The following is a 23700-nucleotide window of genomic DNA, read 5'->3' as shown; positions in this document are numbered from 1 at the left end:
GTGAACACACTTGGCAACACTCCAACCGATGGCGATCTTGTCACCTGGGATCGCGACCATCACCTACACCCCTGGGCAGGGACCGAAGGCTTTGGGTCCGATGAGTACATGCGGGTCAACACAGCGGATGGTATCTACCTTTGGGACGCTGCCGGAAAGCGCTATATCGATGGTCCCGGCGGTATGTGGTGCACACAGATCGGTTACGGCCGCCGGGAGATGGCCGACGCCATTTCGCAGCAGGTCATGACGATGCCCTACGCGTCGCCCTGGTCATTTACGACTGAGCCCGCGGCCGTTTTGGCCCGGATGATCGCCGAGCGCACTCCAGGCGACCTGAATACAGTGCACTTTACAACCGGCGGATCCACGGCTGTCGATACCGCGCTCAGAACCGCGCTTTTCATGAACAAGAGGCTTGGCCGACCAGAAAAGAAAATCGTGATCGGCCGGGAAAAAGGCTATCACGGGTCGACTTTTCTGGCTGCAACGGTCACCGGGAAAGAACGCTTCGAAACAAGCTTTGAAAAGGCGCAGGATTTGGTGCGTTTCCTACCCGACGTGAACCCTTACCACCGGCCCGAGGGAATGAGTATCGATGCCTGGTGCGACGCCAAGGTCGCCGACCTTGAAAACCTGATTGCCGAGGTCGGTGCTGACCGTATTGCCGCCTTTATCGCCGAACCGATCCTCTGTTCTGGCGGCGTGATTGTCCCGCCTCCGGGCTACCACAAGCGCACACTCGAAATTTGCCGTGCAAACGACATTCTGTACATCTCGGATGAGGTCGTAACCGGCTTTGGCAGGCTCGGCCATTGGTTCGCATCAGAAGACGTTTTTGGCATCGTTCCAGACATAATAACCTGCGCAAAAGGCCTGACCTCCGGGTATCTGCCACTTGGCGCTTGCATCATCTCGGACGCAGTAATGCAACGCATCTCTGACGCTCCGGGCGGCGATGTCTTCTACAATGGCTATACCTATTCAGGGCACCCGGTGAGCTGTGTTGCAGCAATCAAAAACATCGAGATCATGGAGCGGGAGGATATTCTTGGACACGTTCAACGCGTAACACCGCAATTTCAAGAACGCCTGCGCCAGATCAAGGAAAAGTTCCCGATCGTCGGGGACGTGCGCGGCGACGGTCTACTGGGGTGTATCGAATGCCGCCCCGGGCTGAAGGTCGAAAGCTATGAAGCACACGTCAAGTTTGGGCAGAAACTGGACGACGCGTGCGAAGAGTTGGGTTTGCTATTGCGACCATTCGGAAACATGGCCGTGTTCTCTCCTCCTCTGATCATCACCCCTTCCCAGATCGACGACATGTTCGACATCATGGAGGCAGGAATGGTGCAGGTCAGCAAGGACTACTGCGAATAGCGGCCACGTCGCCAGGACTTGGCGCCGGCCAAGTCATGCTGGCTTTCGACCTCGGATGTGATGCGGGCAGTGCTCTCCGGATTTCAGCACAGGCTGCATCGCGTCCCAGATCTCGATTTGGTGTTCGATAAACTCGGCACCATGCCGGGCTTCCCAGCCAGCGCGGTTCGGCCCGGTCAAATCCGCAAGTTCCCCAGCAGAAACTTCCGCATACCAGGGATTGCGGTTGACCAATTCCACGTCTTCAAAGCCAGCCAACTCCATCGCGGCGCGATACTTGGAAGGTGACGCCATTTGAAACTCCAAAGCTTCCATCTTCACATAATGCGCCATCTCAGGTGACATGTCCCCATCATGATTGGTCAGCCAGTCAGAAGCGGCAAACTGCCCACCTGGCTTCAGCACACGAAAGGCCTCGGCAGCCATCGCGACCTTGTCGGGAATGTGGATGATCGAGTCTTTTGAGAACACGACGTCAAAAGTATCATCTTCGAAAGGCATTGGGCCCGGAGTGACCTCAAGGATTTCCACCTTTTCCTCCAAACCGGCCCGCTTCACTCGCTCTCTCGCCGCCGCGCAAACGGGAGCCTCCACATCTATGCCTGTCACTTTCCCCGCGCCGAACTCCTGCGCCATCAGCACTGCAATTGCCCCTGAACCACATCCAATATCAAGGATATGGTTGCCTTTGAGATCGATACCCTCAACAACCCGAGCGACTTCCTCGGGGCCTCCTGGCGACAGGAACCCCTCCCCCCAAAGCTCTTCCAGGAAGTTGATCACCTGACGGTCGTAAAGGATATCGTCTGACATAAGCTTCCCCCGCATCTGATTGCCAGTTCACCGCCACAGTGAAGCCTGATCGCGCTGCCCTGACAAGCCTTTTTCCAGATAGGAAGGCGATGCTCAAAGTCAACTATTGAATGATCATTCAGTCAGTAGACATTGAACGCCATGACTGATATGCGAGGAAATGAACGCCCAGAAAGGACATTCTCGCCATGGCTGACACCCTGCCGACGCACGCCCGGACCGTCATCATCGGGGGAGGTTCCATTGGCGCGAATACGGCCTATCACCTGACCAAACTTGGCCATACCGATGTTGTGGTTCTTGAGCAGGGGCAACTGACATCCGGAACGACTTGGCACGCCGCGGGCCTGATCGTGGCCGGCCTGCTCAAGTCGGAAGCGGAATGTGCAATCTACACGCATGGACGCGATCTATACGCCAACCTTGAGAAAGAAACCGGTATTTCCACAGGTTTCCGGGACGTTGGATATTTGCAGATTGCGACCAACAAAGAACGCCTGCATGAAATGCGCCGTGTCGCAGCCTTCATGCGCCGCTTCGGGATAAACAATCACGAAGTTTCAGTAAGAGAAGCGCAGGATTTGTTCCCTATTGGTGACCTGTCGGACGTCGTTGGTGCGTTCCTGATACCCGAGGACGGGCGCGCCAACCCGGTGGACGTGACAATGTCGCTGGCAAAGGGGGCCAGAAGCAGAGGCGCCCGCTTCTTCGAAGGTGTTCGGGTCGAAGAGATTCTGGTCAAGAACGGCACCGCGACTGGAATCCGCACTGCGAACGGTCACGCCATCACGGCTGAAAACGTTGTGATATGCGGTGGCATGTGGTCTCGCCAGTTGGGGGCCAAGCACGGCGTCAACCTGCCCCTTCAGGCGGCTGAGCACTACTACCTGATTACCGAGAGCATCCCGGGCTTGCCCCGCGATCTGCCCGTTCTCGAAGACCCTTCCAGGTACACTTATTACCGCGAAGAAGTTGGGGGGATGATGTTGGGTCTTTTCGAACCAGGTGCTGCGGCGTGGAAGCTGGGTGGTATCCCCGACGAATGGCAATTCGGAGAGATCGAGCCAGACTGGGAACGTGTTGGCCCCGACCTCGAAAAAGCCTATTCGCGCGTGCCGGACACGATGAATTATGGCGTCAAGAAACTGTTCTGCGGACCGGAGAGCTTTACGCCCGATCTTGCACCGCTTGTTGGCCCGACACCGGAACTTCGCAACCTCTGGGTTGCATGCGGGATGAACTCTTTGGGCATCCTCAATGGCGCCGGTACGGGTATGGTTCTGGCCCATTGGATTGTGGATGGCTTGCCCCCAATCGATGTCACGGGCATCAACGTCAATCGCTTTTCGCGTGAAATGGCCACACCGGCGTTCCGGCGCGACAGAACGCCGGAGCTGTTGGGCAAGCTCTTCGGCCAGCATTACCACAATGAGAATTACAAGACGGCCAGAAACGTAAAGCGTTCCGTGCTGTATGACCGCCTGAAGGATGCGGGGGCGTTTTTCGGCGAAGGAAATGGTTGGGAACAACCTGATTGGTTTGCCCCGACACCGGAACAGGCCAAGGTCGAGAAATACAGTTGGTATCGCCAAAACTGGTTTGAATGGCACGCCGAAGAACACAAGGCAGCGCGCGAGGATGTCATCGTCATGGACATGACGTCAATGGCGTGTTTCACCGTCGAAGGTCCAGATGCACGCGCCCTTCTCTCGCGCCTTTCCTGCAATGAGGTCGATGTTGAACCCGGCCGCGTTGTCTACACTGCCTGGGTGAATGAACAAGGTGGGTTTGAGGCCGACCTCACGGTTACTCGACTGTCCGAGCGGAAGTACTGGGTTATTGTCGGCGAAAACTCGGCAGGTCATACCGAAATGCGCATGCGGCGGCACATTCTGGACGATGAGAATGTGGTCATCACAGACGTCACTGCTGCGCGCTGCCAAATCAACGTTCACGGCCCAAAGTCACGCGATCTTCTGAGCAGAATATCCGGCGCTGATTTGTCGGACGAAGGTTTCCCATTCATGACGGCTCGAGAGATTGACGTCGGGTATGCCGTTGTTCTGGCCTATCGCGTGACCTTTATCGGGGAACTGGGCTGGGAGCTTCATGTACCTGCCACACAGGCCGTTCAGACATACGATCTGATAATGGAAACGGGTCGTGACTTGGGGGTTCGAAACGCGGGCATGCAAACCCTAAACTCCCTGCGACTCGAAAAGGCCTATCGTGATTTCGGAATCGATGTGGACAACACGGACAACCCCATTGAGGCCGGGCTTGGTTTTGCCATCAAACTGGACAAACCCGGAGGATTCATCGGCAGGGAAGCGCTGGCTGCAATAAAAGCAAAAGGCACACCCAAAAACCGAATGCTACAGTTTCTGCTGAAAGACGCTGAGCCCCTGATGTATGGCAACGAGATGATTTATCTGAACGGCAAGGAAGTCGGGTACATTCAGGTTGGCGGGTATGGACACACGCTTGGCGCGGCTGTCGGGATTGGTTTTGCCGAGACTGAAGAACCGCTGACGGCAGACATCGTCGCAAAGGGACACTGGCAGATCGAGATTGCCGACGAGAAATTCGACGCCACTGCTTCGCTAAAGCCGCTCTACGACCCCGGGATGAAGAAGATAAAGTGCTGAAGCACAATTACACGGGATTGCGGCTTAAACCGGAAAGTGTTTTGGAAAGAACCGCGACAGCGAAAGCAGGCAAACATCCCTGAACTCTCGCCGGTCAGCCACCTTGGGATACAACATCAGGCTGAGCCAGGCGCCGTCAGACATTGCCTCAACAGCTCGGGCTGTTTTTTCGGCCTCAAGATCGTCGTAATTGCCGTCGGCGATCAACTCTCCACATAGACGCAGAATTCGATCGTATCTCTCGTTGTCAAATTTATTGTGAATCTTCAAGTAATTAGGACGGTACTTTGCTTGCCCCCAGAATGCAAACCAAACCGCTAGGCGCTTGTGCGTGCAGATGCTTTTGTCAAAATCCGCGCGGATAATGGCCGCAAGCCGATGTGCGGCCGTAGGTTCTGCGTCGTCATAATACCTTAGCCAATTTTCGTAGTGCTCTTGTGCCAGAAAACCCAGCGCGGCGTCATACAATGCTTCCTTGCTGTCGAAGTGGTAATTCACAACCCCATGGGACAGATTGGCAGCTTCGGTCACGTGTTTCAGCGTCGTGTCAGAAAACCCGCGCCTCGAAATCGAGTCTATGGCCGCCATTATCAACTGCAGGCGGCGAACTTCCGGAGGTTCGGTGCGTCGTTTTTTCTGAAGCTCGTGCGACTCCAATTTATCCTTCCTCTCGTTCGGCCATTTGTCTGTCCAGCAGATCCGCCCTTTGTTGCCGGAACATAACGATAGCTGCGATAGCGACGCAAATAGCGATCACGAGGATCATTATAGTCGCAAGCGCATTGATATCCGGCCTGAGGCCCAGTCGAATGCGCGAAAAGATCAGGATTGGCAAGGTATTTGCCCCCGGACCTGTAACAAAACTGGCTATGACCAGGTCATCGAGAGACAAAGTAAACGCCAGCAGCCAACCTGAAATAAGGGCCGGTGTCAGCTGAGGAATGGTGATTGCAGTCAAGACTTTAAAAGGCTTGGCACCGAGATCGGCGGCAGCTTCTTCCAGAGTTTGCCCCACGCCGGTCAATCGTGCCTGAATTGTCACAGCGACATAGGCCATCGAAAAGGTAATATGCGCGATCGTAATCGTCGCGAACCCGCGCTCGGCGGGCCATCCGATTAGCTGGTTCAGGGAAATAAAGAAAACCAGCAAGGACAATCCGGTTATCACCTCGGGCATCACCAACGGCGCGACCAACATGCCACCAAACAAAGTCCGACCTTTGAACCGGCCAAATCGCACCATCGCAAGACCTGCAAGCGTACCAAGCGCTGTTGCAAAGGTTGCATTTACAACGGCGATCTGAAGGCTAAGGGAAACCGCGCTCCAGACTTCTGCAGATTGAAATAGCTCCTTGTACCATCGTAAGGACCATCCCCCCCAGACCGGAACCAGCTTGGAGTAGTTGAACGAATAAATGATCAGCAAAATCATCGGGATATAGAAAAATGCCAAACCCAGTGTCAGCATGATCGTCAGGAATCGGGAGCGTTTGCTGTACATCTATTGCTCCTCCGACGCTTTGCCCTGGTAGTGTTGGAACACCATGATGGGCAGCACCAGAATAACCAGCAGAACAATTGCAACCGCAGCAGCAACCGGCCAATCACTGTTTCTGGAGAACTCGTTGTAGAGAACCCGGCCAATCATTTGTACGTTTCCACCCCCTAAAAGATCGGGAATAACGTACTCCCCGGTCGCAGGAATGAAGACCAGCAATGAGCCCGCGATGATGCCGGGCATCGTCAAAGGCAACGTGATTTTGAAGAACGTGTTCGTTGGCCGGGATCCAAGGTCCGCTGCAGCTTCATTCAGGCTGTCATCCAGCTTTTCCATGTTCGCGTAGAGCGGCAGGATCATGAAGGGCATGTAGGTGTAGACGATGCCAATATAGACAGCGAATTCCGTGTACAGCATCCGGATCGGTTCGTCGATTATACCAATTGCGATCAACAGGTTATTGATTGTACCTTGATCTGCAAGCAATCCCATCCACGCGTAGACGCGCAGCAGGAACGACGTCCAGAACGGCAGGATTATTGCGAAAAGCAATAGCGGCTTGGCGACTGGGCCTGATCGCACGATTGCATAGGCAATGGGGTAGCCAAACAACAGGCACAGGAACGTCGATGTCACCGAAATCTTGAGCGAGTTGACGTAGGTGTCAAAATAAAGGCTGTCTTCCCAGATGTAGATAAAATTGTCGAACACCAGACGGATCGTCATGATCCCGCTGTCCGACCACTCGATCAAACTGGTGAATGGAGGGCTTGCAATGGCAAGTTCAGCCAAGCTGATTTTGGCGACAATAAAGAACGGTGCCAGGAAGAAAACCAGAAGCCAGAAGAACGGTATGACGGTAACGATCTGTCGCCACTTGCTTTGCAAGCGCCGCATAAAAAGACCAAGCATCGGCTGTCGTTCAACCTGTAACGGTTCAGGCCTATCTCCCGTGAAATCCGTCATGAGTGGAGCAACATGGCACTGGACGGATCCCAGCTGATATTCACCTTGTCCTCCCACGTAATGCGCTGGGTGGCATGCGTTGGGCGTGACTGGTTGGGCCTGGTGACATCAAATATCTCTCCATTGGGAAGCCTCACCTTGTAGATCGACGTCTCTCCTAAATAACCCACGTCGTCGATGATGGCTGATGTCTGGTTGGGGCCTGGAGCAACTTCATCGGATTTCGAAAGACGGATTTTTTCGGGCCTCAAAGCCACCCAGATCTTGCTGCCAACTTTCACGGAGTGACCGTGATCTATGAAAACCTCGCAGAATTCAGTCTCGACCCGAACATGATCTGCACCTTCCTCGGTTACCCTGCCCTCAAAAATATTCGCTGACCCGATGAAGTCGGCGACAAAGCGAGACGCGGGAAACTCGTATATTTCTGTTGGCGTTCCAATCTGCTTGAACCGCCCAGCATCCATAACCGCCATGCGCGACGACAACGTCATCGCTTCTTCCTGATCGTGGGTCACCACAATAAACGTGACACCGACCTTGTCCTGAATATTGGCAAGCTCAAACTGCGTTTGCTTGCGCAGCTTCTTGTCAAGCGCAGCCAGAGGCTCATCCAAAAGCAGCAGCTTTGGGCGTTTGACCAACGCACGAGCCAGCGCAACGCGCTGGCGTTGCCCGCCTGACAATTGCTTGGGTTTTCTCTTTTTGAAGTCTTCCAGTTCGACAAGCTTGAGGATGTCGTGCACCCTGTCGGCTATGTCAAATTTTGGGACATGGTCTTGTTCCAACCCGAAAGATACGTTCTTTTCGACAGACATATGCGGAAACAGAGCATAGCTTTGGAACATCATGTTGGTTGGGCGTTCGTAGGCAGGTACGTCAGCCATATCGACGCCATCAATGATGATCGAGCCGGCGTTCAAATCCTCAAAGCCTGCGAGCATTCGCAGCAGAGTGGACTTTCCGCACCCTGATCCGCCCAGAAGACAGAACAACTCACCCTTGTAGATATCCAGATCGACGTTATCGACGGCCGTTACTTCACCGTACTTCTTTGTCACACCTCTGATCTGAACCAATGGTTGTTGTTCTGTTTGGTCTAGCCAAGGTGCTGCACTGACAGCTTTGGAAACGGTCAATTTGGGCCTCGCAGTCTGCCTGAATGGATCCGAAGTGCAGTAGCGATCCGAATAGGTTCGCTACTGCACTTGCCGGTGTGAGTGGATTAGTTACCGGCTTTGAAGTCAGTCCAGGTACGGGTCTGCAAACGCTCGACCTTGGGAGGAAGAACCGCAGTTGTGTACATCTTGGCAACCTGATCAGACGTCGGGAATGCGGCCGGGCTGGATGTGACAGCTTCGTCGACCATTGGCTTGGCCGACAGGTTGGCAGTCGCATACCAGGTGAAGTTACTGTCATTGGCCGCAACTTCTGGGCGCATCATGTAGTTCAAGAAAAGATGCGCGTCTTCCTTGTTGGCTGCGTCTTCCGGGATCAGCCAACCATCGATCCACAACTGCGCCGTGCGTTCGCCTTCAGGCAAGAAGAAGTCCAGCACAACCCCAGTGTCGGCTTCGGCTGCCCCGGACATCGCAAGAAGGCCATCCGGTCCCCAAGTCGTTGAGACGCAGAACTCTTTCTGAGGCATTCTTTGGTACGCGTAGTTGTCGAAGGTTTTGATGTAAGGGCGGACTGCGGCCAGCATTTCTCCGACCTTTTCATAGTCTTCTGCGTTCGTGGAATTCGGATCCAACCCCATGTGCGCCAAAGCCATCGGTATGATGTCGCCCGGAGAATCCAGGAAAGAAACACCGCACTTGGACAGCTCTTTCATGTGCACGGGATCAAACACCATGTCCATCGAACCGATGGGCGCGTCCGGATACGTCTCTTTCACCAATTCTTCGTTATAAGTGACCCCGTGCGTTCCCCACATATACGGAATGAAATGCTTGTTGCCCGGGTCCCACTCACTGGCCAGTTGCTCCATGATAGCCGGATCAATGTGCTGAACGTTGTCCAGCTTCGATAAATCAAGCTCCGCGACGATACCGGCCTTAATCAGCCGCGCCGTATCACTGCCTGCATGGCTGACCACATCATAGCCGCTGTTTCCTGCCAGCAGTTTGGCATCGATTGCTTCAGCCGAGTCGTACGGATCGTAAATTACCTTGATGCCGTACTCTTTTTCGAAGTTCTCGATCGTGTCTTCAGCGATGTATTCCCCCCAGTTTGTGACTTTCAATACACGCTCTTGTGCAAGTACCGATCCGGAAATTGCAGTAGCCGTTACTGCTAGAACGGTAACCCCGGCGACTTTCCTGATTGAGTTCATAATTTCGCTTCCTCTCCCTGAGTGGTGGCTGCAGCAATTTTGCTTACTTTGTCTGCTGAACACTGTTTTTATGAGCCCCCCTTTTGACAGGTTTGCTCATCTTGCACCCCATTCCCCTCCAATCATCATTAATTTATCTGACTGGCCATTCAAAACGGTAGTCCGATGAAATCGCCGCTGTCAAGCAAAGCTGATCCAATTTTGATCAAAAGCCGACAAGTCGCTTAATTGACAGAAAACTTTCTAACTTTCCGTGCTCGCATCAACCTCAATTGGGTCGCAGGGAACCATTTGGGAACTATCTTTGAATGACTATTCAGTCAGAAATGATTGACGAACAGATCAAATTCGGCAAAATCTACAACCAATCGAACGATGGCTGATCCAACTGAAATCCAAGATCGCAGGCTTGGTTTGGCCGAACTGACCAAAACACTGGCTGATCAAGTCAAAACTACGCGGATTGAACTGATGCATGACGAACCCCGGAACATCGAAGTTCCAGCCAATTGGGACAGACGTGGACTGCCGGGCTGGTGCTATCACAGCACCGCTCTTCTGGACCTTGAAAAGAGCAATCTGTTCAAAACCCATTGGCAAATAGCATGTCACGTTTCGGATGTTCCGGAACCCGGCAGCTTCCTTTGTTTCGACATGTGCGGCGAGCGCGCACTGATCGTACGAGACAACAATTCGGACATTCGGGCGTTTCTTAATGTTTGCCGTCATCGCGGGTCTCGGCTCGTGCCCAAAGATCAAGGAAAGTGTGAAAACGCCTTGGTTTGCCCATTCCATGGCTGGGTTTACAATCTTGATGGAACGCTGCGTGGTGCCGCCCGGCCAGAGTCCTTTCCGGACTTGGACAAGCATAAGTTTGGCCTGAAAGAACTTGAAATGGAAATCTGGCACGGTCTTGTGTTTATCCGCTTCAAACCGGGGCCCCAGCCATCAGTGGCGGAACTTCTGGCCCCGATTGAACAGGAAATCTCAGCCTACAAAATGGCCGAACATGTTCCGACAGATGGGATTTGGACGGAGGAGACGCCGGTCAATTGGAAATCAATCAGAGACGTGGACAACGAAGGATACCACGTTCCGCTTGCGCACCCTGCCCTGCAGGATTTGTACGGTTCAACCTATTCAGACGAACCTTTTGTCGATGGTGTCTCTCGCTCTGATGCAAGATTCACTCCGACAAAAGGGCGTAGATGGGCTGTTCGCAACTACAAGAAGTTCACAAAGCCCCAACCCCACCTGCCCGAACACTTGCACAAAACCTGGCTTTACTATGGCATCTTCCCTAACGCAGTAATTGCTGTGACTCCCGAGACAATGTTGTTTTATCAGGAGTTTCCAATCACGACGAAAAAGTCCGTGCTGCGGAGCGCAACATATCGAAATCCGCACGAAGATCGCCAACAAAGGGCAGCCCGGTATCTCGCCGCCCGGATTGATCGCGAAACCGTGGAGGAAGATATTCAACTGACGATCTGGTCGAACGAATCCATGGCTTCGGAATCGTTCGAGGGTTTCTACCTTTCGGACCTCGAATATGGTGTCCGGTCACATCACGACCACCTCCGCAAAATACTGCCCGTCTACAATTCAGAAACCGCGCCAGGCGAAGATGAAGTCGCGTCGCTCAATACCGCCATGTCGGCTGCGCCCAAGACGTGAACAAGGGCGCGTTCTATGTCGGAAGCAGAACTTCAAAAGCAACTTCTTGTGACGGAAGTCGGAATCCAAGGCTCCGGCGCCACAAGGTATGCGGCCGCAATGTACTTCTATCAGAACGGCAGAATCTCTGCCGAGATGCTGGAAATTTACCGGAGGTGCAGCAAATTTGACGCCGAAGACCCGCTTGATCTGGCCCGTTACGAGGGGGTTTCAGTACCAGAAATGCTTGGCGTTTTAGATGGATGCACTGAGGCATGATAACGCCTGCGATAAGGATCACACCTCTGAAAGATTCTGATGATTGGTGGGCGTCGCAACGGCGAGCAATCGAAGTGCAATCTTTGAATTCAGCCTACAAGCCACTCTATCCGCCGGAGGAAACAAAGTGAACGCGTTTGACTATGACGTCGTCGTTGTGGGCGCTGGCGCAGCGGGAATCGCAGCGACCCGGGCTCTGATGTCGGCAGGTTTGTCAGTTATCTGTGTCGAGGCATCGAACCGCGTCGGGGGGCGCACCCACACGGATACGGAAATCTTTGGCATCCCTTTCGACGTGGGGGCGCATTGGATGCACGCCGAACATGCCAACGCTCTGAAAGCGCCGGGTCTTGCGCTTGGCCTTGACCTTTATGCAGCCCCGGATAACGCAATGACATACGGCCTGAAAAATGATGCCGTCCTTTGGAACGAAGTGGAGGACATCCACAAAGACATAGCTGAAGCGGCGCGCATCGATGCGGAAATTGAAACAAGTACCGGAGTTCCAACCGACCGGTCTTTGGCTGACATCTGGGAAGACAAGGGACCTTGGTCATTTACGGCAGCCATGACCTTTGCGCTGTCGCTTGCCAGGGATTTGCCGGACACTTCTCTGCGAGACATCATTGCCTGGGAGGGGGGCGACGACTGGTTTTGCCGTGAAGGTTTCGGGCACCTCATCGCGTGCACGGCGCAGGGTCTTCCGATCAAACTGTCCAGTCCGGTCACAGAAATCGAAGCCCTGAGTGACGGTGTGCAGGTAACCACGGCGACTGGCAAAACCAAAGCGCGCACCGTGGTCGTAACAGTATCCGTCGGGGTGCTGGCCGAAGACGTCATCCGTTTTGATCCTCCCCTTGAATCCGACCGGCGCGCAGCGCTCGAACTCATTACAATGGGAGACTACAATCACGCAGGCCTTCTTTTTCACCCAGGTGCATTACCCGTGCAACCCGACACATGGCTGACCTACCACTTAGAACCCGACGCGTCCGGAGTAGCCCGCGGTGGCGGCTTTCTTTGCAACATCTCAAGCACCGGCCTCACCAGCTTTGAAAGTTCCGGAAGCCTTTCCAGAGACTTGCAGAACGCAGGACCTGAAAGCGCCATCGAACATGCACTTGAGACGCTGGTTGGTTTCTTCGGCTCGGCCATCAGAGAAAAATTCATAAAGGGACACGCAACCGCCTGGCGACATGAACCATACGTGCTTGGGTCTTACGCAGGATCCCAGCCGGGGGGCTATGGCCAACGTGCCGTTTTGCGACAACCCCATGCAGAATGGGTCCACTTTGCTGGCGAAGCGACACATCCCAACCAACAATGCTCTGTCAGTGGCGCCCACCTGGAAGGTTTGCGAGCGGCGGAAGATGTGGTGGCTCAGTTGCTTTGACAAGCCGGGAACCATTCTGGCCCAGCAAGCGCAATAGTTATGCCTCTCAAACATCCCATCGCTGGGAACGGTTTCTGGAAAGCGCCAAGCGGCACGTCACTGAAGGCTTCACTTTTCCTCCGGCCCCAACAACGCGTCGATGAACCGCGAAAACAACTCTCCCTGGGAACGGATTCTAAGCTTGGAGTATATGTTCCGGCGGTGAATACGAACCGTTCCCGGAGAAATACCCAGTATTCGGCCAACGGCGTCAGCGGAATGGCCTTTGAGGGTAAACTCGACAACCTCCTTTTCGCGAGGCGTCAGCAGGCCTTCGTCAAACTTTTCAAACGCCTCGTCCACATTCAGCACCCGCCCCCGACGCCGCGTACTTGCCGGTTTCTGCCCAAACTCTCCGGCCAATCCGTTCCAGTGATGCCTGCAGGTTTCACTGACCACAGGCCAGGCCTTTCCAAGTTCCCGGAAGTCCTTGGCGCTAAATGCCTTTTCTGCCCGCATCAACGAAACACAAACGGTTGCCTCGTCAGGCAGGTCAACAACATAGCAAATCTCTTCGGCCAAACCGGTCTGAACATAGTAATTTCGAAAGTACTCACCCTGATAAAACCGATCTGGTGCCAGATCACGTAACCGGTACAGACCTGGATCAATGGAATTTGCGCTGGCCAGGTAAAACGGATCCAGAAGATATGGACCCTCCTGATAATCCTCAACCATGATCTTCCGCTTCGATTTTGGGAAATCGTCAAACAGGTCGATCGGGCGCGCTGATCCGAGATACCCAAATATAACAGTATAGTCGAACCCACTGATTTCCTGCAGAGATTTCGAAAGCGTCTGGGAGAAATCGTCTGTTCCGATAGCAGCTATTACTGCGCCTGCTTCGGTCAACCAATCTGTCACGGCCGCCTCCTACTCAAATTTGAATACCACATTCGTGATATATACAAGAATCGACAAATTTTTTACCGTTTACCTGAAACAAGTGGTATTTCAAAAATGAGGATATGTCCCGAAAAAATGCCAAACGGTGAATATACCCAACAATCGGACAGATCGACAGGAAGCACTATCGCCGAGCTTCGCGGCGTGTCCAAAAGGTTTGGGGACGTGTTGGCGGCCAATGATCTAAACCTTAAAATCGCAGAAGGAGAGTTTCTGTCGTTTCTAGGTCCGTCCGGGTGCGGCAAGACAACGGCTCTTAGAATGCTGGCAGGTTTTGAAAGCCCGTCGGAAGGCGATGTTTTGCTGGACGGAGAGGTGGTGAACTCGCTGGATGCCCATCTGCGTCCGGTCAACATGGTGTTTCAGCATTACGCACTGTTCCCGCACCTGACCGTTGCACAGAATATTGGATACGGTCTGAAACAGCGGCGCCCGAAGCTGCCCAAAGCGACGATCGCGCAAAAGGTCAGCAAGGCATTGGAAATTGTTCGGCTCGAAGGGTACGAAGCGCGCCGAATTTGGGAAATGTCCGGTGGACAGCAACAACGCGTAGCACTTGCCCGAGCTATCGTGAACGAACCCAAGCTGCTGCTGCTTGATGAACCGCTGGCGGCGCTGGACAGAAAATTGCGCAAGGAAATGCAGATCGAGCTGCAAAACATCCAGCGCCGCCTGGGCATCACCTTTGTCCTAGTAACCCACGATCAGGAAGAAGCGTTGTCGATGAGTGACAGGATCTGCATCATGCGCGACGGCCGGATCGAGCAGGTTGGCAGCCCACAGGACCTGTACGACCGGCCAGCAAACCGATATGTGGCTGGTTTTGTTGGCACGACCAACATCTTCAACGGTTCGATCACTGCAACAAGTAACCAAAATGCCGATGTGCAGCTGGTTACCGGGCAATCCGTCACGGGACAGAACCCATTCAATCTGAATTTGGGAGAAGCCGTCGGCCTGAGCGTTCGGCCTGAACAAATCCACCTCAGCAGGACATCAAAGGCAGAAACCGACCTTGGGGTCACAGTCCTCAATCGCATCTTTCTGGGGGAACATACCGAATACCTGGTCAGGCATGACACACTGGGAGAGTTCCTGGTGTTGTCGCCACGCCAGTCAGAATTGAACGAGGGATCGTTCAAAGTGGATGAGCCGCTCTTTGCGTCCTGGAACGCCAGCGGAGCGCTCATCCTTTCCGGAGACTAACCTAACGATCCAGCCAACAGGGGAAAACTCATGACAAAAACACCGGATCACATCTCGAAGCAGAAATTCATGGAAGAGCTGTACCGCTACAAGCGCGGTTCGGTCACACGCCGGCACTTTCTCGGTGTGACGGGTCTGGGGGCGGCGACGGCTGTGCTTGGCTCGGCCGTGCCGGGTCTTCGGCCGGGTCCCGCCTGGGCATCCGGCGATATTGGGGATCGCGTGGTTCTCGCCACCTGGCCGAACTACCACGACACCGCCAATTTCGACGCCTTTGCCGAAGCGACCGGTGCCAATGTTCAGGTCAACGTCTTTGGGTCGAACGAAGAGATGTTGGCCAAGCTTCAGGCCGGGGCAACCGGCTGGGACGTGTACGTCCCGACCAATTACACCATCACCACCTATGTCAGTGAAGACCTGATCGAACCGCTTGATACATCGCGGCTGCCGAACTACGACGCGTCCGCCTATGACCCGCGTTATGCCGAGGCCGGCTCGGTCGATGGCAAGCTCTACGCCGTTCCCAAAAACTGGGGCTCGACCGGTTTTGTCGCCAATACCAGCCAACTCAACGGTGCGCCCACGCCGTCGAGCTGGAAAGAGTTCTTTGATTTGACGATGGGAGATCTGTCTGGCGGTACAATCGTACATGACTATCAGCTGACAACGATCGGGAACGCGCTCAAGTACTTTGGCTATTCCTTCAACTCGGTCGACGAGAAAGAGCTGGCCGACGCCGAGAAACTGCTCATTGACGCAAAGCCGCACCTGTTTGCAATTTCATCAGACATCCAGCCGTCCATGCGCAGCGGAGACGCGACACTGGCGATGGCCTGGTCTGGTGACGGCAAACAGCTTAACACCGACATGCCCGAGATCATGTACATCCTCGGCAAGGAAGGCGGCGAGTTGTGGAGCGATTACTACGCCATCCCGAAAGGGGCGCCCCACATGGATGCAGCCTATGCGCTGATCAACTACCTGCTGGATCCAGCGGTGAATGTTAAAGAGGTGCTGGCGCACGGCTACCCGACAGCAGATGCGAAATCGATCGCGATGTTGCCGGAGGAGTTGCAGAACGACCCGATCCTGTATCCGGCGCAGGAACTTCTGGACGCGCTTGAATTCGGTGCGGCGGTAACGCTGACCGACCCGAACCGCGCTGAACTTATGGCCCGGTTCAAATCTGCCTAAAGTCCGCAAACCGGAGATGAGAACGACATGAATGCGAGAACGCGCAACTGGCTCTTGCTGGCCCCGGCCGGGACCTGGTTCCTGGTGATGCTTGTGCTGCCGTTGACGGTCGTTCTTATCTTCAGCTTTGGGGAACGCGGCCCGGCTGGCGGATATGTGCCGGCTTTCACGCTGGAACAATACGCCAACCTTCCGGCACGTTGGACGGCGTTCAAAAACACGATGGTGCTGGCCCCGGTCGGCACCATTGCCGCCTTGTTCATAGCCTATCCGCTGGCGTATTTTCTGGCCGTCAGGGCTGATCCTAAATGGAAAACCATCCTGCTGGTTCTGGTGATCGTTCCGTTCTGGACCTCGATCCTGATCCGCAGCTATGCGTGGATATTCCTGCTGGGCGGTCGCGGAATTCCAGAACTGATCGACTTTATAGGATTTGCAAAGCCACGTCTTATCAATACACCTTTCGCGGTCCTGATTGGCATCATCTATGGCTACCTTCCGCTGATGGTGTTTCCGATCTTCGTCAGCCTTGATCGGTTGGACAAGCGTCTGCTCGAAGCCTCTTCAGACCTTGGTGCCACTCCTGTGCGGACCTTCCTGCAAGTGACTTTGCCGCTGTCGGTACCCGGCGTCGCCACGGGCTGTCTGCTCGTATTTATCCTCCTGATGGGGGAATTCCTGATCCCGGCGCTGCTGGGCGGAGGCAAAGTGTTCTTTGTTGGCAACGCGCTGGTCGATCTGTTCCTGCAATCGCGCAACTGGGCTTATGGATCGGCGGTGGCGGCAACGCTGGTATTCATCATGCTGATCTCGGTCACGATCTACATGCGCCTGATCTCGCGACTGGGGACCCAGCGCGAAGACGTATCGTTGATGTAGGGGGATAAGATGCGACTATATGCTTTGTGCGTTTATTTGTTTCTCTACATCCCGATCGGGGTCATAGCGCTGTTCAGTTTTAATGCCGGACGCCATGCCAGCCAGCTGCAAGGTTTGTCCACGCAATGGTACGGCAAGGCGCTGAACAACCCGTTCGTCATGGATGCGTTGGAAACCAGCCTTATCGTGGCACTTGTATCGGCCACTCTGGCCTCTTTGTTCGGAACAATGGCGGCTGTGGGTTTGCAAGGTATCCGCGGGCCGATGCGCACGGCCTTCGACGGTTTGATCTACGTGGCCATCATGATCCCCGGCATCGTCATCGGAATTGCGACCCTGATCGCACTTGTCACCGTGTTCAACTTCGTGAACCCGGGTATTGCAGCGCTCTGGCCGGAAGGGGCTGAGCCCCCAAAGCTCAACATGGGTATGGGCTCTCTCATTGCGGCGCACACCATGTTCACGATGGCACTGGTCGTGATCATTGTTCGCGCAAGACTTTCCGGCATGGACGCCACCCTGACCGAGGCGTCGTCGGACCTCTATGCGACGCCATTTGGCACCTTCAGACAGGTCACCTTGCCATTAATCTTTCCAGCGATATTGGCCGGGTTTCTATTAAGCTTCACCTTCAGCTTTGACGATTTCATCATCGCATTCTTTGTCGCCGGGTCCGAGACAACGCTTCCAATCTACGTGTTTTCGTCAATCCGCCGCGGTGTCACGCCAGAGATCAACGCCATAGGCACAATGGTTCTGGCCGCGTCATTGGTCCTATTGATCACAGCCCAGGTCCTTCTGCGGAGGGGAGACAAGAAGAAATGACAGCCGTTAAGCTTATGAAGACACGTTCTGAAATGACCTCTCTCGACGGTCGCATTGCCTTTGTGACCGGGGCTGGATCCGGTATCGGAAGGGCCAGTGCCATCTCGATGGCTGAGTGTGGAGCGCACGTTGTCGTAACCGATCTTGTCGGTGAACTGGCCGAAGCGACCGCCCAAAAAATCATGGAAAATGGCGGCAGTGCCGACAGCATTGCGCTGGACATGACGGATGACAGCGCCGTTGTTGGCTCACTCCGGACGACAATCGAAAAACTAGGCCGACTGGACATACTGCATTCGCACGCAGGTATTCAGGTCGAGGGCACGTTGGAACAGGTCAGCCCCGAAGGCATGGATGAAAGCTGGAGGTTAAACGTAAGGGCGCATTTCATTGCGGCACGGGCGGTGGTCGGGCAGATGCGTACTCAGGGCGGCGGCAGCGTCATTATCACTTCTTCCAATTCTGGGGTGCAGTACGACCGCGAAATGATTGCCTATGCGACCACGAAGCACGCAGTTGTGGCGATGGTGCGCCAGATGGCTGCGGACTATGCCAAGGACAATATCAGGTTCAATGCGCTGTGCCCCGGTTGGGTCGACACACCATTCAACGCTGGCTTTGAAACCCAGATGGGCGGGCGGCCGGCTCTGGAAAGCTATATCGCGAACAGCATTCCGATGGGACGTTGGGCGCAGGCCGATGAAATCGCCGATGCGGTGGTGTTCTTGGCCTCTGACATGTCCACCTTCATGACGGGCCACGCGTTGGTGATCGACGGGGGTGAGTGTATCTGAAAAAAGGGAGGGGTTGATGGTTCAGCGGGCCAGACTGGAAGGAAAAACGGCCGTCATCACCGGCGGAGCAACAGGGATGGGGCGTGCTACGGCCCTGTTGTTCGCGCAGGAAGGCGCAACTGTTTCGGTCTTCGATATCAACGATGACGAGGGTCAGAAAACAGCTCAGATGATCCGTGATCAGGGCGGCCAAGCTAAGTTCTTTCACTGCGACGTCACCAGCGCCCGTGATATCGACGCCGCATTTGATGCCTGCGTCGCCGAGTTCGGGGCATACGATGTGCTGTTCAATCATGCAGGCTCGATCATCGTAAAATCCCTGCATGAGACATCGGAAGAAGAATACGATTGGTTGATGGACCTGAACGTGAAATCTGCTTTTCTTGTTTGCAGACGCGCGGTGAAAGAGATGGCCGACAATGGCGGTGGTTCGATCGTCATCACTTCGTCGATCGCAGCCGAGTTGGGGTACGCGTTGGAGTCCGTCTACTGCATGTCCAAGGCCGCCGTCCTGCAGCTGTCCCGCACGATCTCGACCGAGTATCGGGACGCCGGAATACGCTGCAACGCGATCTGTCCCGGATTTGTTGAAACAGCGCATGGGCTGAAGGAAATTGCTGAACTGGACGCCGCCGGCCAGGAATGGGAGGACAGCGGCATGGCCGCAACGCAGGGGCGCATTTGCTACCCTGAAGAAGTGGCCAGAACCGTGGTTTTCCTCGCCTCGGATGATGCGAGTTTCGTCAATGGAACAGCCACCTATGTCGACAACGGCTGGCACGCGAAGGGTTGAAGACTGGAGAGCGGGTGGAAACTGATTTCCGAAGGCTTGGCATTCCCCGAAGGACGGCCGCCCTGCCCGCGTCTGGCTGCCTAAATCTACATCTCGTGGGAATTTCGACTTTCGGGCAATCTCCATACGTCGAAAACCGGAACACTATTGTTGCCGATGTTTGCCTGCTCGGCGCGCATCCCAAAAAGGGTGGAGCAAAAGCTCCACCCCCTTGATCATCAGGCACCGATAATGTTGTGACCCGGTCCGTATGGGAAACCGGTGATGTTTTCGGCCCCGTCTTCACCCACCACCAGAATATCGTGTTCCCGGTAACCGCCCGCACCGGGCTGGCCTTCGGGAATCCACAGCATCGGCTCGATCGATACGACCATTCCGGGTTCCAGCACAGTGTCGATGTCCTCACGCAATTCCAGACCGGCCTCACGACCATAGTAATGACTCAGAACACCAAAAGAGTGGCCATAGCCGAAAGAACGATACTGAAGCAGGCCTTCGTCGGCAAAGAACCGGTTGATCTCAGCAGTGATGCCGGAACAGGTGGCGCCTGGCTTGATCAGGCTGAGGCCAAGTTCGTGCGCGGCCACGTTTGCCTTCCAAAGGCGCAGGCTGTCGGCATCCGGCTCGCCCAGAAACAGGGTCCGTTCCAGTGCGGTATAATAGCCCGAGATCATCGGGAAGGTGTTCAGGGACAGGATATCGCCCTTTTGCAGCGCGCGTTTTGTCACCGGGTTATGTGCGCCATCGGTGTTCAGACCGGATTGGAACCAAACCCAGGTGTCGCGGTATTCGGCATCCGGATAGGCACGCGCGATTTCCTCTTCCATCGCGTCTCGACCCGCCATTGCAACTTCGATCTCGGTTACGCCTTCGCGGATGGCCGCGTGAATGGCCGCACCGCCAACATCCGCAGTGCGCGCGCCGCCCTTGATCAGTTCAATTTCCTCTGCGGATTTGACCATACGAGCCGCCATCGTATCGGGCGCGACATCGAGCAACTCGGGGGCACCCAGCATGCGCAGGGCAGTTTCACGCGCCGCAATGGTCATGTGGTCGCTTTCGATCCCGACCCGCTTGGCGTTTCCGATCAGACTTGCAACGGCACGCCAGTAGTTGTCGCGCTTCCAGTCGGTGTAGATCACGTTGTCTTCAACCGACCGGCGCCACGGTTGCCCGGCATCGATATTTGCGGACACGGTGGTGCAGTTGTCTTGGGTCACAACGCAGCCATACGGGCGACCGAAGGAACAATACAGAAAGCCCGAGTAGTAGGCGATGTTCTGCATCGACGTCAGCAGCACGACGGGGATATCCCGCTTGGCCATGATCGCGCGCAGCTTGCCAAGACGGCGGTCATACTCGGCCTTGCTGAACGGCAACGGGGCCTTGTCACCATTGTGGCAGGTGAAGAACTCGGGGCGGTTTGAAATGTCAGTCATCTTTGGTCTCTCATCCTTGCCGGGTGTGCAATCCCCGGCCACATGTCCCGGCGTTCAGGACAGGCGGTCTCGGGGTCCGAGAGCCGATCACCTCCTTAGACGCCGCGACGCCATCGCGGCGGAGATGAACAGGTGAATCGATAGATCAGACTGTTTGCTACGTCAAGCGGGCGAAAGACCCCGCAACCGTTCGGAACGGCGCCGCAACAGTTCGACCGTGGTCAACAGGGCAATCGACAAGACCACAAGGATTGTCGCAACCGCCAGAATGGTCGGGCTGATCTGCTCACGCAGGCCGGTGAACATCTGCCACGGCAAGGTCTTCTGGCTGGCGGAACCGACAAACAGTACCACGACCACTTCGTCGAATGACGTGATGAAGGCAAACAGACCACCCGAGATGACGCCAGGCAGGATCAGCGGCATCTGGATCTTGAAGAAGGTCCTCACCGGCCCCGCGCCCATATTGGCCGCAGCCCGAGTCAGAGACCGGTCAAATCCGACCAGAGTCGCGGTCACGGTGATGATCACAAAGGGAATTCCCAGCACGGCGTGCGCCAAAATCACTTTCAGATAGCCCACGAAGTTCTTGTTCATGCCCAGCGTGCCTTCAAGGAACCGTCCGATATCGCTGTAGAAAAAGAACATGCCCGTCGCCGAGATGATCAGCGGGACAATCATCGGAGAAATCAGAATACCCATGATCGCGCGGCGCCCGGGAACGTGGGACTGGCTAAGACCAATGGCGGCCAGAGTTCCCAGCGATACCGAAATAACCGTCGCAATCGGCGCAATGATGAGCGAGTTCTTGAAGCTGCGCTGCCATTCGTTGTTGGTGAAGAAGTCCCGATAGTGCTTTAGCGAATAGCCTTCCGGGTCCAGCCGCAGCATCTCGGGCGTAAAGGTGAAGAAGTCCTGCGCGTTGAACGACAGAGGCAGTACCACAAGGATCGGCGTGATCAGGAAGACGAAGATCGCACCACAGATCACGCGAAACAGATAGTGGTAAAACACCTGTTGCGCTGTCAGGTACGGCAAAAGCTTGCGCCGATAGCGCCCCTCATACAGCCAGTAGATAAACCAGACGAAAAACCAGCCGCCGAGTAAACCCAACACGCCGCCCATCAGGCCGGCCACCAAAAACCCTATGACGCCGAATCCGACGATGTTGATCCACCGTGCGAGTTTTTCATTCTTAACAAGATTTATGTAGACCCAGGCCAGCCCCGTAATCAGGACAGCTCCACCCAGAATTCCAAGAAAAACCGAGCCATTTCCTGCGCCGACAAAGATGCCGGCAAAAGCCCCTGCCAGTGCGACACTGGGCAGAACCATGGACATGGGTTTGCGGGATATCGGTGTCAGTGCAGCCATCTTGATTATCCCAACTTCACGTTATCGATGCCCACGATCTTGTCGTAGACCCAGTAGAGCAGCAGCACGACCCCCAGAAGGATCGTACCCAAGGCCGCGGCAAGCCCCCAGTTCAATGAGGACGAGATGTGATAGGCGATCCGGTTCGAAATAAAGACGCCTTTGGTTCCGCCCACGATCTCGGGCGTAATGTAGTAACCGATCGCCAGAATGAACACGAGGATCGACCCGGCGCCGATCCCCGGAATGGACTGCGGGAAGTAGATACGCCAGAAAGTCGTCCAGTTCGTCGCACCCATGGATTTGGCCGCGCGCGTGTAAGTGGCCGGAATGGTTTGCATCACCGAATACATTGGCAGGATCATGAACGGCAGCAAGATATGCGTCATCGCGACGATTGTGCCGATCTGGTTGTTGATGATGATCAGTCGAGCGTCGTCCGCTACCAGCCCCAACCAAACAAGCGTATCGTTTATGACCCCCTGTTGTTGCAACATGACTTTCCAGGCCGATGTCCGAACCAGAAGGGATGTCCAGAATGGCAACAGCACCAGAATCATCAACAGGTTCGACACCCGCATCGGAAGCGTCGCCAATAGATAGCTGACAGGGTACGCAAGCAAGATACAGGCACCTGTTATGACGAGCGACATGAACAACGTGCGTCCGAAAAGCTTGATGAGGATCTGCTTGTCTTCGGGTTGGGCCTGCGCCCCTTCCGGCGTTCTGCGCATATCGACGGCATTCAGGAAGTACCCGTTGGTGATCGTCGGTGAATGGGTTTTCATCACCCGCCAGGTTTGCGGATCCCCCCAGCCGTCGTGGATCTCGATCAACTTCTCCTTGAACGGCCCGTCCGTTTCAGGATCCAGCTTTTTGATCTGACGCCCGGATTTGCGGAACATCGAGGACATACCTGTCTCTTCATAGTTCAAACGCGTGCCGAGCTTTGTGTGCTCTTTGTTGTCAATCGCAACAATCATGTCGCGCACGAATGCGTCATACACATCCTCGCCCGGCAACTCTCCTGATTGTTCGTCCCAGTTGTTCAGGGCCTCAACAGTCAATGGAAGAGTGTCAGACACGATGCTGTTTTCCACTGACCGGAACAGCATCGACGCAATGGGAACAAGGAATGAAAACAGGACAAACAGAAGAAGCGGCGCAACCAACATCAACGCCCTGAGCTTTTGCCGTCGTAGCGAACGCGCCAGCGACTGCTTAAGCGGTGTACCATCAGCGGCCAGCATGGGGCCCGCGTTTTGGGTTGCGTCAGTCATTGT

Annotated in this window: 21 protein-coding genes and 1 pseudogene; 12 read left to right on the top strand and 10 right to left on the bottom strand. The window is 55.0% G+C overall.

The window, feature by feature from the left end; all coding sequences use genetic code 11:
- Window positions 1-1380 carry an aminotransferase gene (locus tag ACR0FE_RS10980; RefSeq protein ID WP_480912765.1) on the top strand — a complete coding sequence of 460 codons (1380 nt, stop codon included), beginning with the start codon at window positions 1-3 and terminating at the stop codon, window positions 1378-1380.
- 33 nt (window positions 1381-1413) lie between these two features.
- On the opposite strand, the gene ACR0FE_RS10975 is transcribed toward ACR0FE_RS10980, so the two are convergent.
- Window positions 1414-2193, bottom strand: a complete 780-nt coding sequence (locus ACR0FE_RS10975; protein WP_480912764.1) for a methyltransferase domain-containing protein — start codon at window positions 2191-2193, stop codon at window positions 1414-1416.
- Between the two features lie 188 nt (window positions 2194-2381).
- Here ACR0FE_RS10975 and ACR0FE_RS10970 point away from each other — a divergent pair, with 188 nt between their 5' ends.
- Window positions 2382-4841 (top strand): GcvT family protein, encoded by a 2460-nt coding sequence (locus tag ACR0FE_RS10970; protein WP_480912763.1) that lies wholly within the window; start codon window positions 2382-2384, stop codon window positions 4839-4841.
- Window positions 4842-4865: 24 nt separating this feature from the next.
- Here ACR0FE_RS10970 and ACR0FE_RS10965 read toward each other — a convergent pair whose 3' ends face one another.
- From ACR0FE_RS10965 to ACR0FE_RS10945, 5 genes are all read right to left on the bottom strand, one after another.
- Window positions 4866-5429 (bottom strand): TetR/AcrR family transcriptional regulator, encoded by a 564-nt coding sequence (locus tag ACR0FE_RS10965; protein ID WP_480912762.1) that lies wholly within the window; start codon window positions 5427-5429, stop codon window positions 4866-4868.
- A gap of 70 nt (window positions 5430-5499) precedes the next feature.
- A complete protein-coding gene (locus ACR0FE_RS10960) occupies window positions 5500-6342 on the bottom strand; it encodes an ABC transporter permease subunit (RefSeq protein ID WP_170614538.1) in 843 nt (280 codons plus the stop codon).
- Window positions 6343-7251 carry an ABC transporter permease subunit gene (locus ACR0FE_RS10955; RefSeq protein WP_480489611.1) on the bottom strand — a complete coding sequence of 303 codons (909 nt, stop codon included), beginning with the start codon at window positions 7249-7251 and terminating at the stop codon, window positions 6343-6345.
- Window positions 7252-7301: 50 nt separating this feature from the next.
- Window positions 7302-8384, bottom strand: coding sequence for an ABC transporter ATP-binding protein (locus ACR0FE_RS10950; RefSeq protein ID WP_480854256.1), 1083 nt, complete (start codon window positions 8382-8384; stop codon window positions 7302-7304).
- Window positions 8385-8530: 146 nt separating this feature from the next.
- Window positions 8531-9640 carry an extracellular solute-binding protein gene (locus tag ACR0FE_RS10945; protein WP_170680759.1) on the bottom strand — a complete coding sequence of 370 codons (1110 nt, stop codon included), beginning with the start codon at window positions 9638-9640 and terminating at the stop codon, window positions 8531-8533.
- A gap of 375 nt (window positions 9641-10015) precedes the next feature.
- Between ACR0FE_RS10945 and ACR0FE_RS10940 the strand changes: the two are divergent.
- The 4 genes and pseudogenes from ACR0FE_RS10940 to ACR0FE_RS10925 form a co-directional block, all read left to right on the top strand.
- Window positions 10016-10420, top strand: a pseudogene (locus ACR0FE_RS10940) (Rieske 2Fe-2S domain-containing protein); the annotation flags it as partial.
- A 219-nt stretch (window positions 10421-10639) separates the two neighbouring features.
- The gene (locus ACR0FE_RS10935) at window positions 10640-11317 is read left to right on the top strand and encodes an RHO alpha subunit C-terminal catalytic domain-containing protein (protein ID WP_480912844.1); all 678 of its coding nucleotides are present in this window, start codon (window positions 10640-10642) and stop codon (window positions 11315-11317) included.
- 15 nt (window positions 11318-11332) lie between these two features.
- Window positions 11333-11575 carry a hypothetical protein gene (locus tag ACR0FE_RS10930; RefSeq protein ID WP_480912761.1) on the top strand — a complete coding sequence of 81 codons (243 nt, stop codon included), beginning with the start codon at window positions 11333-11335 and terminating at the stop codon, window positions 11573-11575.
- 127 nt (window positions 11576-11702) lie between these two features.
- Window positions 11703-12968 (top strand): flavin monoamine oxidase family protein, encoded by a 1266-nt coding sequence (locus tag ACR0FE_RS10925; RefSeq protein WP_480912760.1) that lies wholly within the window; start codon window positions 11703-11705, stop codon window positions 12966-12968.
- Between the two features lie 108 nt (window positions 12969-13076).
- On the opposite strand, the gene ACR0FE_RS10920 is transcribed toward ACR0FE_RS10925, so the two are convergent.
- On the bottom strand, window positions 13077-13871 hold the full coding sequence (locus ACR0FE_RS10920) for a helix-turn-helix transcriptional regulator (protein WP_170614532.1): 795 nt from the start codon (window positions 13869-13871) through the stop codon (window positions 13077-13079).
- A gap of 117 nt (window positions 13872-13988) precedes the next feature.
- On the opposite strand from ACR0FE_RS10920, the gene ACR0FE_RS10915 reads away from it, so the two are divergent.
- From ACR0FE_RS10915 to ACR0FE_RS10890, 6 genes are read left to right on the top strand one after another with little or no spacing between them, the layout of a single operon-like run.
- Entirely contained in the window at window positions 13989-15119 is a 1131-nt protein-coding gene (locus tag ACR0FE_RS10915) for an ABC transporter ATP-binding protein (RefSeq protein WP_170614531.1), read from the top strand.
- 30 nt (window positions 15120-15149) lie between these two features.
- The gene (locus tag ACR0FE_RS10910; protein WP_321253959.1) at window positions 15150-16313 is read left to right on the top strand and encodes an ABC transporter substrate-binding protein; all 1164 of its coding nucleotides are present in this window, start codon (window positions 15150-15152) and stop codon (window positions 16311-16313) included.
- A gap of 27 nt (window positions 16314-16340) precedes the next feature.
- Entirely contained in the window at window positions 16341-17192 is an 852-nt protein-coding gene (locus ACR0FE_RS10905; protein WP_480525313.1) for an ABC transporter permease, read from the top strand.
- A 9-nt stretch (window positions 17193-17201) separates the two neighbouring features.
- Window positions 17202-18017 carry an ABC transporter permease gene (locus tag ACR0FE_RS10900; RefSeq protein ID WP_170614528.1) on the top strand — a complete coding sequence of 272 codons (816 nt, stop codon included), beginning with the start codon at window positions 17202-17204 and terminating at the stop codon, window positions 18015-18017.
- Between the two features lie 32 nt (window positions 18018-18049).
- Complete coding sequence (locus ACR0FE_RS10895; protein ID WP_480912759.1) at window positions 18050-18811, top strand: SDR family NAD(P)-dependent oxidoreductase; 762 nt, start codon at window positions 18050-18052, stop codon at window positions 18809-18811.
- 16 nt (window positions 18812-18827) lie between these two features.
- On the top strand, window positions 18828-19604 hold the full coding sequence (locus ACR0FE_RS10890; RefSeq protein ID WP_480812133.1) for an SDR family NAD(P)-dependent oxidoreductase: 777 nt from the start codon (window positions 18828-18830) through the stop codon (window positions 19602-19604).
- 218 nt (window positions 19605-19822) lie between these two features.
- Here the strand turns inward: ACR0FE_RS10890 and ACR0FE_RS10885 are convergent, their stop codons facing one another.
- From ACR0FE_RS10885 to ACR0FE_RS10875, 3 genes are all read right to left on the bottom strand, one after another.
- Window positions 19823-21043 carry an aminopeptidase P family protein gene (locus ACR0FE_RS10885; protein WP_480912758.1) on the bottom strand — a complete coding sequence of 407 codons (1221 nt, stop codon included), beginning with the start codon at window positions 21041-21043 and terminating at the stop codon, window positions 19823-19825.
- 162 nt (window positions 21044-21205) lie between these two features.
- On the bottom strand, window positions 21206-22417 hold the full coding sequence (locus ACR0FE_RS10880) for an ABC transporter permease (protein ID WP_170614525.1): 1212 nt from the start codon (window positions 22415-22417) through the stop codon (window positions 21206-21208).
- Between the two features lie 5 nt (window positions 22418-22422).
- Window positions 22423-23697: an ABC transporter permease gene (locus tag ACR0FE_RS10875; protein ID WP_170806499.1), complete on the bottom strand. Its 1275-nt coding sequence runs from the start codon at window positions 23695-23697 to the stop codon at window positions 22423-22425.
- Between the last annotated feature and the right edge of the window lie 3 nt (window positions 23698-23700).

Source organism: Ruegeria sp. K7 (assembly GCF_056531785.1).
The sequence above is the reverse complement of the archived record's forward strand: the minus strand, read 5'-3'. Positions and strand labels throughout refer to the sequence as shown.